Consider the following 13,190-nt stretch of genomic DNA (forward strand, 5'->3'; position numbering starts at 1 on the left):
TTCATGCCCGACGGAAACGCAACGGGTGTGACGCCTGACGAACCCGGCCAGCCCCCCGCATGCCGTTCGAGACGAAGGGCCCGAACGGACCGCCCGGCGTGCCCAAAGGACCGCGCCTGCCAGACCGGACACCTCTCCACGGGGGCAGACGCTCTCATTCATCCTGCGGCGCGCACCCAAAACCTGGGGAGCAGCGCACGGGAGGAGCTCAGCGATACCGTTGCCGCGCGGCATCCTGCCCGCGAAGACGCCTACCGGGCAGGGATCTTCACGTCGTCGTCGTCAAATACGGCGTTCGACGCCCCCGGATGACAGGCTATGCAATTCGAGAGTGAACCGACACTCCCCTTCGCCAAGGCCGCCTGGTCAATCTTCCGGTGCTTGTGCTGTATGTACGGGACGTCTGTTATTCTCTCGGGGGAGGCCCCGCCAAGGCTCTTGGTGATCTTTCGCCCGATTTTCGCCCCGGCATTGTCCGAACTGTTCGAAGCCAGGTACCCGGAAACGTCGTTCCATTGCTGTGGAGAGAGCGTCACGTCGTTACCGAAATGACTCCCGAGCGCAGCCATGATATTTGTCCATGACTTTGCAGGCAACAGCACCGGAACATAGGCCCAGTGACACCGGCCGCACGCGTCGGCATAGGTGGCGTTAACGGCCGTCTGCGCATGGCTTCTGCCGCCATGCGCATCCCTGTCCGGCCTCTTTCCGCCCTCCCTTCGCTCATGCCGCCCGTGCTCATCATACTCGTCGGCAATCGAATACACCCCGATACCCAGCAGAAGGATAGCTACCGCCGAAAGCGTTGCAAGGAACCCTTTACGCCTTCTCTCCATGGCAATCTCCTCCGGTATGCAGTCTCTCGAAAACCATCCTCCGGCGTCGACACTTCGCGCCATGCCTCCCCGCAACCGCATCACCCCCTCGCCCCCGGGAGCACTGTCCAGCGGACACCATCGCGTCCTGAGGCCCATGTGATCGACTCCATCCAGTTGGCCATACATCAAATCTATAAAATGACAATCACAACTTGTGCACATGAAAATCAAGTTCAGCGCACATTTTTGCGTTTGACCATGATTCTCATGAACCGATACAACAGTCGCACGCACCCATTCAACATATACGGAAGTTTCTCTTTGGCCTGCAACGGATTGAGCCCCCGCCAGCAGAACCAGGCCGACGGGACGACGCGGGGCCTGCAGGCGTCGTGGGGTCGGCGGGACTGGACAGGCAACGCGCAGAGAGGTGAAGGAACGCTGGACAAAGAGACAGGAACAGCCCGGCGACACCGCCCCACGCGGCCTGCAGGGACTCAGGCCGGGGCGAGACCGCGAACGAGTCCGCCGGGGCGTCCTTCGGCCGCCCTTGTAGCACAGCGCGCGCCAACGCCTCTCCGGGCCGCTCCTACCCGGAATGCATGAAGACAATAAAAACGGGGGCCGAAGCCCCCGTCCTGTTTGCGTCCTTCTTCTCGTCTCCCGCGCTATTGCGGGTCCGCCCACTTGATGAGGCCCAGGGAGTGGCTGTCCAGGAGCAGCGGGTGGTGCGGCAGGATGCGCACGGTGTAGCCGAAGCGCCCGGCCTCGATGGGCATCACCTCGCCGGTGAAGCGCTGCCAGCCGTCGTCGGTGCGTTCGCCCGGCTGCATGATGGTGGTTTCGCGCTGCACGAACTTGCCCTCGAAGTCCACCGGCCCCGAGTAGACCTCCACGCGCACGTCCTGCGGCCGGATGCCGTTGAGGCTGATCTCCGCCGAAACGAGGATCGGCTCGCCCACATAGATCTGCTGGGGCTGCGCCGCGCGCACGTCGCGGATCATCAGGCTGGACCACTTGGTCATCATTTCCATGCGCCACTGGGCCAGGTCCTTGGCGGCGGCGAAGTCGTCCTTCACCAGGCGGTTGTAGTTCTCGATGGCCGGGCCGTAGGCCACCTTGGCGTAGTCCTCCACCATGCGGTGCGAGGAGAACCAAGGCCCCAGAACCCGGATGGACTCCTTCATCTTCTTGATCCAGCCGCGCGGCAGGTTGCCGTGACCGCGATCGTAGAAGGTGGGGATGATCTCGTTCTCCAGCACGTTGTAGAGCATCTGGGACTCCACGAAGTCCTGGTACTGCTGGTCTTCGTATTCCTCGCCCTGGCCGATGGCCCAGCCCAGGGAGTTGTCCGACCGCCAGGCCTCGGCCCACCAGCCGTCGAGGGTGGAGAAGTTCAGCACGCCGTTCATCATGGCCTTCATGCCCGAGGTGCCGCAGGCCTCCAGGGGGCGGCGCGGGTTGTTGAGCCACACGTCGCAGCCCTGGTACATGTAGGAGGCCACCTCCATGTCGTAGTCTTCAAGGAAGACCATGGAATAGCGGCACTCGGGCGTTCCGCACATCTGCACGAGCTGCTGGATGTACTTCTTGCCCTCGTTGTCGTGGGGGTGGGCCTTGCCCGCGAAGATGAACTGCACCGGCTTGGGCGACTCGGAGAGGATCTTGATGAGCCGCTCCTGGTCGGAAAGCAGCAGCGTGGCGCGCTTGTAGGTGGCGAAGCGGCGGCCGAAGCCGATGGTCAGGGCCTGGGGGTCCAGCACCTCCTCGGCCATCTGGAGTTCCTTGCGCTTGGCCCCGCGCGCCAGGAGCTGGTCGTGCAGCTTGCGGCGCACGAAGTCGATGAGCCGCTCGCGCAGGCGCTCGTGGGTGCGCCAGAGTTCGGCATCGGAGATGGCCTCCACCTGGTCGAACACGCGGGTGCAGTCCGGGTCCTCGCGCCAGTTGGAGCCCATATAGCGGTCGAAGAGCTGGGCCAGGTCCGGGGCCACCCAGGTGGGCGCGTGGACGCCGTTGGTCACCGCGCCGATGGGCACGTCCTCCACGGGGTACTGGGGCCAGACGCGTTTCCACATGTTGCGCGAGACGAAGCCGTGCAGGATGGACACGCCGTTGCTGATGCGCGAGAGGCGCAGGGCCAGCACGGTCATGCAGAAGGGTTCGGCGTCGTTGCGGGGGTCTTCCCGGCCCAGGGCCAGGAACACCTTCCAGGCCAGGCCCAGCTTGCGGGCGTAGTCCTCGAAGTAGGGCTGCATGAGGTCGGGCGGGAAGCGGTCGTTGCCCGCCGGGACCGGGGTGTGCGTGGTGAAGATGCTGGAGGAGGCCACCAGTTCGGCGGCGGCCTCGAAGGTGAGCCCGGAGCCCTCCATGAAGCGGCGAATGCGCTCCAGGCCCGCGAAGGCAGAGTGGCCCTCGTTCATGTGGATCACCTTGGGCTTGAAGCCCAGGATGTCCAGGAGCTTGATGCCGCCGATGCCCAGGAGGATCTCCTGCCAGAGGCGCATCTCCAGGTTGCCGCCGTAGAGCCGGGTGGTGATCTGCTTGAAGTGGGGCGGGTTCTCGGCGATGTTGGTGTCCATCAGGTAGAGGCTCACACGCCCCACGGCCACCTTCCAGATCTGGGCCTGGACGCGCTCGCCCTTCAGGTCCACCGAGACGAGCAGGCGCTTGCCGTCCTCGCCGGTGGCGGGGGTCATGGGCATCTGCTCGAAGTCGTAGATGGGGTAGCGCTCCTGCTGCCAGCCGTCGGGGGAGAGGTACTGGCGGAAGTAGCCCTGCTGGTAGGCGAAGCCCACGGCCACCAGGGGCACGCAGAGGTCGGAGGCGCTCTTGAGGTGGTCGCCCGCCAGGATGCCCAGGCCGCCCGAGTAGATGGGCAGGGCCTTGGAGAGCCCGTACTCGAAGCTGAAGTAGGCGATGGCCGGCTCTTTGTTCTCGCCCTCGGGGAAGGGGATGGAGATGGTCTTCTTGGCCAGGTAGGCGCTCAGGCTCCTCTGGAGTTCGCCCACGCGGTCCAGGAAGAACTGGTCGGCCGCCAGGGCCTCCAGGGTGCGCTGGGGCAGCCTGTTCAGGAAGCCCACGGGGTTGCCTTCGCACTCCCTCCACAGCTTCTGGTCCACCTGGGCGAAGAGTTCGCTGATCTCGGTGTTCCAGGCGAACCAGCAGTTGTAGGCCAGTTCCCAGAGGCCCTTGAGCTTCGGGGGCAGCTTCGGGACGACGCTGTAGACTTGCAAAGGTTGCATGGGCGATCCTTTTTGAGGTTTTAGCACCAACTACATGCCAGTCCTTGGCGACAATGGCAAGGAATCCCACGAGCCGGAGCGGTCCATTTTTCTCTTTTGTCCCGGCGGCAAAAAGGCTAGAAACCGTGTTCCGACAACGTTCCCTAGGAGCCGCCGTGACCTGCCAGCCCAAGCCCGTCCCCCTGAGGGTGAAGTTTCTCCATCCCGTCTGGGAGGAATTCCCCCTGGAGCCCGCCACGCAGGGCTCCGCGGGCATCGACCTGCGCGCCGCCATGGACGTGCCCGCCGTGGACATTCCCCCCGGGGGACGCCACGCCTTCGGCACGGGCCTGGCCATCGAGATCGCCGAGCCGGGCCTGGCCGGGTTCGTCTATTCCCGCTCGGGCCTCGGGGCCAAGCACGGCCTCACCGTGGCCCAGGGCGTGGGCGTCATCGACCCCGACTACCGGGGGGAGATCGTCGTCTGGCTGCTCAACACCTCCGAAACCCACAAGACCGTCGCGCGAGGGGAGCGCATTGCCCAGCTTCTCGTCATGCCCTACCGGCAGGCGGCCATCCAGGCCGCAGACGAGCTGGGCGACACGAGCCGAGGAGCCGGCGGCTTCGGCCACACCGGCTCCGTCTGACCCCCCCCAGCCGATGGGGGAAAGCCTCCGGCGGCCAAGGGGCTGCGCCCTCTGGACTCCCGTATAGGCTGCGGAATGTACCGAAACCGTTGCGAAAACAGCAACGGAGAGAGAGGCTTCCCATGAGCGACGCATTCGACGCCCTGAAAGAACGGACCCAGGCGTCCGTGATGAACACCTACGGCCGCTACCCCCTGGCCCTGGCCAAGGGCAGCGGCTGCACCCTGCACGACCTGGACGGCCGCGAATACCTCGACCTCCTGGCGGGCATCGCAGTGGCCAACCTGGGCCACTCCCACCCCGAGATCGCCGACGCCCTGGCCCGCCAGGCCCGCGAGCTGGTGCACGTCTCCAACCTCTTCTTCCAGACGCCCCAGGTGGAGCTGGCCGAGGCCCTGCTGGGCACCTGGGGTCCGGGGCGCGTCTTCTTCTGCAACTCCGGGGCCGAGGCCAACGAGGGGGCCATCAAGCTCGCCCGGCGCTACCAGCGCACCGTGCGCGGGCAGGACCGCTTCGAGGTGATCACCCTCACCAGCTCCTTCCACGGCCGCACCCTGGCCACCCTCACGGCCACGGGTCAGGACAAGGTGAAGGAGCACTTCCAGCCGCTGCCCGAGGGCTTCGTCACCGTGCCCGCTGGCGACCTGGAGGCCCTGCGCGCGGCCTTCACCCCGCGCACTGCCGCCGTGCTCCTGGAGGTGGTGCAGGGCGAGGGCGGCGTGAAGCTCTTCCCCGAGGCCTACCTGCGGGGCGTGCAGGCCCTCTGCCGCGAGCAGGGCGCGCTCTTCATGGTGGACGAAATCCAGACCGGCATGTGCCGCACGGGCCGCTGGTGGGCCCACCAGCACCACGGGCTCGAGCCCGACGTGTTCACGGCGGCCAAGGCCCTGGCCAATGGCCTGCCCATGGGCGCGGTGCTGGCCACCGAGGAGGTGGCCCGGGGCTTCGAGCCCGGCAGCCACGCCACCACCTTCGGGGGAACGCCCCTGGTCTGCGCCGCCGCCCTCAAGACCGTGGAGATCATGCACCGCGAGCGCATTGCCGAGCGCGCCGCCCGCATGGGCGACTTCGCCCTGGCCCTCTTCGCGGACGTGGCCGCCCAGAACCCGGGCAAGGTGAAGGAAGTGCGCGGCCTGGGCCTGATGATCGGCATCGACCTCGCTTTCGACGGCCAGAAGGTCTGGGAAGAGCTCATGAAGCGCGGCTTCATCCTGAACCTCACCCAGGGCACCGTGCTCAGGCTCCTGCCGCCCCTGGTGATCGAGCAGGAAGAGCTGCGCCGCTTCGCCCAGGCCCTCTCCGACGTGCTGGCCGGCCAGTAGCCTGCTCCTCCCGGCAACGACCACGAAAAGGCGCGCCCGGAGACGGGCGCGCCTGAGGCTGCTGAAAAAGTTGGCTTTGCGGCTTTTTCAGCAGCCCTGCGCGAAGCGCAGCCTGGAGCAGGGCGGCTTTGCCGCCCGTAAGCGGCTCCCACAAACCCCGTTTCGGGGTTTGTCATCCAGCTGAGGCGCACCCGGAGACGGGCGCGCCTTCTCTTTTGGCGTCAAAATTCCGGGACGGGTTCGCGGGCGGCAATCCCGCCCCTGATCCCCCCCCCGGGCCCTCCATCCGGGCCTGGGGGGAACCCGGCGCCGCCAGCGAAACCACGAGCCGACTTGTCGACGCTCTGAACAGTGCGCCCGTGAGGTCAGGGCCTGGGAGGGCGAAGCGCCATGGCCATGCGGCCCCTTTCGTGTGCCGCCTCGGGCGCCCGGCTTCAACCCCATCGGCCGGGCGCATTCCGGCTCACCGGGGCGTAGCGGCGGCGCGCGCGGAGCGCACCAGGCGTTTGGACTCCTCCAGCAGCCTTGCCCAATTGGCCGAGCTGTGCACGTTCACCGCGCGGTTGTCGTGGGTGCGCACGGAGTAGAGCGTCCGGGGCACGTGGAGGAAGCGCGCCCCGGCCAGGGCGAAGCGCAGGTAGAGGTCGTGGTCGTTGGCCAGGTAGGTCTCGTCGTACCAGCCGCAGCGCTCGTGCAGGGAGCGGCGGTAGAGCTTGGAGACCCCGCAGAGGTACCAGTCGCGGAAGCAGCGATCGAAGCTGTAGTCGGGCACCTTGAACTCGCGCAGGATGCGCATGGCGTCGTCGAAGACGAACATGTCGGAATAGACGAAATCCGCCTCTCCTGCGTCCAGGGGCCGGGCCAGGGTGCTCACCATCTGGGGGTGCAGGAGGTCGTCGGAGGCCACGTAGGTGCAGTAGTCCCCTCCGGCGGCGCGGAAGCCCCGGTTGTAGGTGGGCGTGGAGCCTCGGTTCGTCTCGTTGCGCAGCACCGTGAGCGTGCGGCCCTCCCGGCGGTAGCGCGGGTGCACAGTGCGCTCGATCACGTCCGCGGCCTCGTCGTAGTAGGAGGCGAAGGAGGCCGTCTCGTCCGCCACGTCGGCGGCGAAGCGCTCGATCACCTGGCGCGTCTCGTCGGTGGAGCAGTCGTCCACCACCACCAGTTCGATGTTGGGCCAGTCCTGGAACCAGATGGAATCCAGGCACGCGCCCAGGTAGCGGGCCTGGTTGTACGTGGGCACGACGACGGAGACGAGGGGGCAGGACACGGACTTCTCCACGGTTGGCGTTGGGGCGCATCGTTGCACGGCAATGCCCGGCGAACGGTGGGTACCGCAATCGCCGGGAGGCATCAACACAAGGCGGCGGAACTCCGCGCGGGACCGGCGGGAGACCCGGGACGGGAAGGCGCGGCGGCCTCCCCGCTCCGGGACTGATCGGGCGTTATTTGCAGAACTTTATGGAGTCCATGACCTGGCGCAGCGTGGGCTGGGCGGCCTGGAACTCCTCGTTGGAGCTGTAGGCCATCAGGTTGATGTAGAAGTTCTGGCCGTCGTAGCACTGCCAGATGATGCGCTGGATGCCGTTGGTCTGGGGCGCTTCCACCACCTCCCAGCCGATCACGCCGCACTTCTTTTTGGGGTCGCCGTCGTCGCGGCGCTTGGCCTCCAGGAGCTTCTTGATCTTGATGTCCTCCTTGGCGGACTTCAGGCTCGCGTCCACGGAGGCCTTGGCCGGGAAACTGGGCTGCATCTGGGTCATGTGCAGGGTGAAGCCCATGGTGGAGCCGGGCTTCTGGAAGCTTACGGAGTCGGACTCGGGCTCGCCGGAGACCTTCTCCCACCCGGCCGGGATGGTGAATTCCAGGTTGCGCGCCGTGTTCTTGAAAGTGGTGGCCTGGGCCAGGGGCTTGGAGACGCCTCCGGCAAAGCCCTTGCCGCCCTGTCCCTGCGCGGGCGCGGGGGCCTTGTCCTTCTTGGTCACGGCGTCCAGGCCCTGCTGGAGCACTCCGAACTGGGCCAGGGCCGGGAGGGCGAAGGCGAGCGACAGGATGCAGACGCCGAGGGCGATGGAGAGGCGAAAGCGTTTGTTCATGGGCTTCCTCGCGGTGAAGGGTGCAGGACGTGACGCTGTGCCGCGCCGGGGCGTCCGCCGGTCGGCGGGTAACCCCATCCTGAACTCTCTACGACATGTCGGGCGGGTGTTCAAGCCCTAGGGGCGGTCCGAAGGGGAGGCGGCCATGGCCTCGTGCAGGCGCAACGCCTGCAGGCAGAAGGCTTCCAGGCGGGCCTCGGCCAGTTGCGGGAAGGGGTTGCCGTCGGTCTCCAGGCAGAGCAGGGGCAGCTTGCCGCGCGCGTGGGCGGGGAGGCGGCGCACGCGCCCGGGGTGCAGACGGGCCAGGGCGTCGGTGTCGAAGCGTCGGACCAGGGCGGCTTCGGCCAGCCGGGCGGGCATGCAGCCGAAAGGCCCCATGGCGAGCACGCCGCAATAGGGGGCCAGGATCTCCTGGAAGGCCCCGCCCACCGTGAGCACCGCCTCGCCAGTGAGCAGGGGCGACACGTAGGGCGCGGCGGCGCGCACCAGGGCCTCGACCGGGGAGGCGTGGAGGCCCGTGAGCCCCGAGGGGGCCAGCGCCGCGCGCGCCTGCCTCCAGGCCAGGCGCTTGAACCACTGGCGCACCCTGCCCGCGATGCCGCTGGGCCGGGTGATGCCCCGGTTCTGGAGCCAGTCGGTGTAGAAGACCCACTCGCTCACCGGGGCCGTGCGCACGGCGATGCCATCGGCCGCGAGGCGCTCCAGGAGTCCCTGGCGGGAGATGGGGTCGTGGCGCACGAAGATCTCCCCTGCCAGCAGCACCACGGGCACGTCGCGCACGGGCGCGCGCAGCGGAAGGCGCGCCAGGGCCAGCGCTTCGCGGCGCATGGTGTCCAGCGCCTCGCGCCAGGAGCGCGCCATGGCCTCGCCGATGCGCTCGCGGGCGATGTCCCAGGCGGCCAAGGCGTCGGCCGGGTCGCACGCGGCGGCCAGGAGCATGGAGCGGGCCTCTTCGAGGAAATCCCCGGCAGCGACGCCGCGCCAGATGGCCAGGGTCACGGCCGCGCCCAGCCCCTGGTAGCCGTTGTCGGCCGTGGCCGAGAGCACGGCGGCGTCCGGGATGGCGTTGCGGGCGATGAGCTTGCGGGTGAAGCGTTCGTACTGCCCGAAGCGGCAGGGTCCCTGCGCGCCGGGCATGAAATAGAGCGTCACCTCGTTGGCGGGTCGCGTCTCCAGGTGCTCCAGGAGCGTGCCCACGGTGAGCTGCAGGGGCAGGCATTCCTTGCAGCTGGAGTTGCCCCGGCCCAGCTTGAGGGCCTCGTCGTCGGCGGGCGGCAGGGCCAGGGCGCGGATGCCCTGGCCGCGCAGGGCATGGGCGCTGAGCGTGGAGGCCACGGGGTTCATGCTGGGCAGCGCCAGGGTCACGCGGGGGTGGCGCAGGGGGAGCCATTCGCCGGAGGAGGCGCGCACGCCCGGCTCCCGGCCGCGCGGTTCCACCCGGGCGGGGACGCACGCGGCCGCCGCCCGGGGGCGCGAGGCGCGCGGGGCGCGTTGGTGACTGCGCGCGATGTCCAGGAAGGCTTCCAGGCGCGTCTCGATGCCCGCGTCGGCGGTGTGGCTGTCCACCTCCAGCACCAATGAGGGACGCGGCCCCATCTCGTCGCGGAAATAGCCCAGCAGGAAGGAGTCCGGGCCGCAGGAGAAGTTGGTGACAAAGGCCCCGAAGAGCCGGGGATGCGCACGGGCGGCCCGCGCGGCGGCCAGGATGGTGCGCCCCTGGCCCCAGTACATGGTGAAGTCGTCCCGGGCGTGCGGGTCCATGGGGAGCATGTCGCAGGGGATCACCAGCGCCCCCCGAGTGGCCAGCTTTTCGGGCACGGCCTTGTTGGCCTCGGCCGCGAAGGCGTTGTAGGCGCGTCCGAAAAGGACCACGCCCGTGAGGCCGGTGTGGGCGTCCAGCCGAGCCATGGCCTCCCGTCCCAGGGCGTCCAGGTCCGCGCGGCAGGCGGCCTGGGCCTCGACCCCGGCCCGGAAGGCGCGGCGCGCGGCGCGCGCGTCCGCGCCCAGGGCTCGGGCCAGCTCCGTGAAGGGGCGCTCGCAGTGGGGGAGACCCTGCCGGAAGTCCAGCGTGGGCGTGTGCAGGCGTCCGGCGTAGGCCTCCAGTTCGGGAAAGGCCCCGCGCAGGTAGAAGGGCTCGCCCTGGAGGAGCACGCAGGTGCAGGAGTCCGCCTGGCCTCCGGCCTCGGGCACGGAGCGCACGTGGGGCAGAAAGAGGTGGTCCGGCCGCTGGGTCAGGAGGTCGGCCAGGAAGCCGTGGGCCAGCTCCGCCGGGTGGCACAGGGCCGCGAGGCGGCGCTTGATTCCCTCCGGTTCGGCGCGCCGCGCGAGCAGGGGCTCGTGGCCCAGTTCGCGAAAGAAGGCCGCGAAGAGGGGGTAGTAGGTATTGGTCAGGTAGGAGCGGGAGATGCCCACGGTTGGGCGGCCGGGCAGGGGGGCCTGGTGGTCGCGGAAGACGCGGCGCTGGCGGGCTTGCACGAAGTCCAGCTCCCGGGCGTCGGCGGAGCGGCCCTGGCGCAGGTTCTCGAAGCGGTTGCAGATGCCCCCGAAGGGGTGCACGCGCCCGGCCACTTCGATGCGCTCGATGCGGCAGCCCCTGTCGCAGCCCTGCTGTCCGCCGCGTCCGCCCCGGCAGATGAAGGGCGCGCGGCGCGAGGCCTCGCGCCCGGCCAGGGCGTCCAGGTCGAAGTCGCCCCGGGGCAGGAGGCCCTCGTCCTGTCTGCGGGCCACCTCCAGGGCCACGCCTAGCGCGCCCATGAGGCCGGGCTCCGGCGGCACCACGATGCGCCGCCCCGTGAGCATGGCCATGGCCGCTGGCACGGCCCGGTTGTAGCAGACGCCGCCCTGCATGAAGATGCGCCGCCCCACGGGGCGGTTGCCCTTCACGCGCGTGACGTAGTTGAGGCACACCGAATGGGCCAGTCCGGCCAGGATCTCGGGCAGGGGCATGCCCTCCTGGGCGGCGCGCTTGATGTCGGAGCCGATGAAGGCGGAACACTGGTCGTTGAAGTCCGGCGTGGCGTCCGCCGCGAGGGCCATGGGGGCGATGTCCGCCGTGGGCACGCGCAGAGACTCCCACGCCGCCTCCTCCAGGAAGGAGCCCGTGCCCGCGCTGCAGGCCTCGTTCATGGCCGCGTCGCAGGGGCGTCCCTTGTCCAGCTGGGTGTATTTGGCGTCCTGGCCGCCGATCTCGAAGATGGTGTCCACGTCGGGATCGTAGTGAACGGCGGCGGCTGCGTGGGCCACGATCTCGTTGATGGCCGCCGTGGCCCCGGCGTGGAGCGCCGCGATGGCGCGGCCCGAACCCGTTACGCCCAGGCCCTGGATGCGCGCGCGGCCCTCCAGCGTCCGGGCCAGCGCGGCATAGACCCGGCGGGAGGCCCCCACGGGGTCGCCCCCGGTGCGCAGGTATTCCCCGGCCAGGACCGCCCCGTCGCGCAGGCGCACCACCACGCCCTTGGTTGTGGTGGAGCCCACGTCCAACCCGGCCACGGCCACGTCCCCGGGGCGAGCCTCGACGCGGGGGGCGTGCTTGAAGTCCACCAGGCCCAGGGTCTCGCGCAGGGGTTTGCGGCGGGCGAAGCTGCGGGCGCGGCCCGTTACCGGATCGCCGTGGCCTGGCGGCGCGGGGCGGCGGTTTTCGGCCCAGAGGGCGGCGCCCAGGGCCTCGAACCAGGGGGCCTCTGGGGGGACGGTCAACGCGGGCAGCTCCTGACGCAGGAAGCGCACGAGGAAGGGGTTCGCGGCGCAGCCACCCGTGAGGAGCACCGGAGCGGGCGGCAGCCCTTCAAGAAGCTCCAGGCACCTGAGGGCCATCATACGCCCCAGCCCGGCCACCACGGAGGACTTGTCCGCGCCCTTGTTCAGGGCGTGGGTGCAGTCGGACTTGCAGAACACGGAGCAGCGCCCGGACACGGCCCAGGGCTGGGCCTGGGGGTCCAGGCCGGGCAGGTCTTCCACCGCAAGGCCCATGCGCGCCAGTTGCTGGGCCAGGAATTCGCCGGTGCCCGAGGCGCATTTGTTGCCGGACTGGATGTCGCGCACGCGCCCGGAGGCGTCCAGGGCATAGGCCATGAAGGTCTCGCCCCCGGCGCTGAGCACCGTGCAGGGGCCGTCGTCGCCGCCCCGGACGCGGCTGGCGGCCAGCTCCACGGCTTCGGGTTCGCTCAGGGAGGGCAGGCGGGTGAGGGTGCGCAGGCTTCGGCCCGTTACGGCCACGTGCAGCCCGCACCAGTCGGGAAGTTCCTCGATCAGGCGACGCAGGGTGCCGGCCGGGTCGCCGCCGTGCGGCACGCTTGCGGTGAAAATCGGTCCCTGCGCGGCCCTGCCGGTGCGCAGCCGTACGGCGCTGACGGAGGTGGCCCCCAGGCAGATGCCCAGGGAGTCGGGAGGGTTGAGGGGCATGGGCGGCAGGTCGCCCGGCGCTGTGCGATCCGCCGGGCGCTAGTCCATTTCCTGGACCAGGGCCTGGATTTCCTCCCGGATGATCTTGGCGGCGGCAGCCGGGACGGTCTTGCGGATCTCGGCCAGCAGCTCCTGGCGCAGGGCGTCCAGGTCGTCGCGGGAGACCAGGGCGGACTGGTCCGGCGCGGGGGCGGATTCCAGCGCGGCGAGGCGTTGGGCCATGGCGTCCAAGGCCTCCTGGAGCGGCGCGGTATCCGCCGGGGCGGACACTGCGTCCAGACGCGCGGCCAGCTCGTCGAGGCGGGCCGTCGGATCGGCCTGGGGCTCTGGGAGGCTGGCCTTGAAGGCCTCGATGCGGGCATCCACAAGGGCGGCCAGAGCCTCTTCGTCGAGGGGTTCAGACGCGGGAGGCAGCTGTGCCGCCACGGCGTCGCGGACGCGCTCGACCAGGGCCTCTTCGTCCAGGACGGGAGCGGGCTCCGCCTGGGGCATCTCGGCCAGGACGTCGGCCTTGAGGCGCTGCGCCAGGGCCTCTTCGTCGAGGGGTTCGGGCGCGGTGGGCATCTGTGCCATCACGGCGTCGCGGACACGCTCGATGAGGGCCTCTTCGTCCAGGGCGGGAACGGGCTCGGCCTGGGGCATTTCGGCCAGGACGTCGGCCTTGAGGCGCTGCGCCAGGGCCTCTTCG

7 protein-coding genes and 1 pseudogene are annotated in these 13,190 nt (G+C 69.3%); 2 read left to right on the forward strand and 6 right to left on the reverse strand.

From position 1 onward, the window contains the following. Nucleotides 1-251 precede the first annotated feature (251 nt). Nucleotides 252-836: a dihem cytochrome c gene (locus NNJEOMEG_RS19085; RefSeq protein ID WP_173087067.1), complete on the reverse strand. Its 585-nt coding sequence runs from the start codon at nucleotides 834-836 to the stop codon at nucleotides 252-254. Between the two features lie 650 nt (nucleotides 837-1,486). Next, on the reverse strand, nucleotides 1,487-4,060 hold the full coding sequence (glgP, locus tag NNJEOMEG_RS19090) for an alpha-glucan family phosphorylase (RefSeq protein WP_173087068.1): 2,574 nt from the start codon (nucleotides 4,058-4,060) through the stop codon (nucleotides 1,487-1,489). A 155-nt stretch (nucleotides 4,061-4,215) separates the two neighbouring features. On the opposite strand from glgP, the gene dut reads away from it, so the two are divergent. Both dut and NNJEOMEG_RS19100 read left to right on the forward strand, forming a co-directional pair. Beyond that, on the forward strand, nucleotides 4,216-4,686 hold the full coding sequence (gene dut, locus NNJEOMEG_RS19095; RefSeq protein ID WP_371865524.1) for a dUTP diphosphatase: 471 nt from the start codon (nucleotides 4,216-4,218) through the stop codon (nucleotides 4,684-4,686). Nucleotides 4,687-4,808: 122 nt separating this feature from the next. After that, nucleotides 4,809-6,008 carry an aspartate aminotransferase family protein gene (locus tag NNJEOMEG_RS19100; RefSeq protein ID WP_173087070.1) on the forward strand — a complete coding sequence of 400 codons (1,200 nt, stop codon included), beginning with the start codon at nucleotides 4,809-4,811 and terminating at the stop codon, nucleotides 6,006-6,008. A 463-nt stretch (nucleotides 6,009-6,471) separates the two neighbouring features. Here the strand turns inward: NNJEOMEG_RS19100 and NNJEOMEG_RS19105 are convergent, their stop codons facing one another. From NNJEOMEG_RS19105 to NNJEOMEG_RS19120, 4 genes and pseudogenes are all read right to left on the reverse strand, one after another. Beyond that, nucleotides 6,472-7,275 (reverse strand): glycosyltransferase family 2 protein, encoded by an 804-nt coding sequence (locus NNJEOMEG_RS19105; protein WP_235957041.1) that lies wholly within the window; start codon nucleotides 7,273-7,275, stop codon nucleotides 6,472-6,474. Nucleotides 7,276-7,450: 175 nt separating this feature from the next. Beyond that, on the reverse strand, nucleotides 7,451-8,101 hold the full coding sequence (locus NNJEOMEG_RS19110) for a hypothetical protein (RefSeq protein WP_173087071.1): 651 nt from the start codon (nucleotides 8,099-8,101) through the stop codon (nucleotides 7,451-7,453). A 117-nt stretch (nucleotides 8,102-8,218) separates the two neighbouring features. Next, nucleotides 8,219-12,502, reverse strand: a complete 4,284-nt coding sequence (locus tag NNJEOMEG_RS19115) for a BadF/BadG/BcrA/BcrD ATPase family protein (protein ID WP_173087072.1) — start codon at nucleotides 12,500-12,502, stop codon at nucleotides 8,219-8,221. 39 nt (nucleotides 12,503-12,541) lie between these two features. Beyond that, nucleotides 12,542-13,190: pseudogene (locus NNJEOMEG_RS19120) on the reverse strand (hypothetical protein); the annotation flags it as partial.

Source organism: Fundidesulfovibrio magnetotacticus, from assembly GCF_013019105.1.
GTDB lineage: Bacteria > Desulfobacterota > Desulfovibrionia > Desulfovibrionales > Desulfovibrionaceae > Fundidesulfovibrio > Fundidesulfovibrio magnetotacticus.

Excerpts from the sequence above, each read along its gene's own strand:
- NNJEOMEG_RS19085 (WP_173087067.1), bottom strand. The coding sequence starts at position 836 with ATGGAGAGAAGGCGTAAAGGGTTCCTTGCAACGCTTTCGGCGGTAGCT.
- glgP (WP_173087068.1), bottom strand. The coding sequence starts at position 4,060 with ATGCAACCTTTGCAAGTCTACAGCGTCGTCCCGAAGCTGCCCCCGAAG.
- NNJEOMEG_RS19100 (WP_173087070.1), top strand. The coding sequence starts at position 4,809 with ATGAGCGACGCATTCGACGCCCTGAAAGAACGGACCCAGGCGTCCGTG.
- NNJEOMEG_RS19110 (WP_173087071.1), bottom strand. The coding sequence starts at position 8,101 with ATGAACAAACGCTTTCGCCTCTCCATCGCCCTCGGCGTCTGCATCCTG.
- NNJEOMEG_RS19115 (WP_173087072.1), bottom strand. The coding sequence starts at position 12,502 with ATGCCCCTCAACCCTCCCGACTCCCTGGGCATCTGCCTGGGGGCCACC.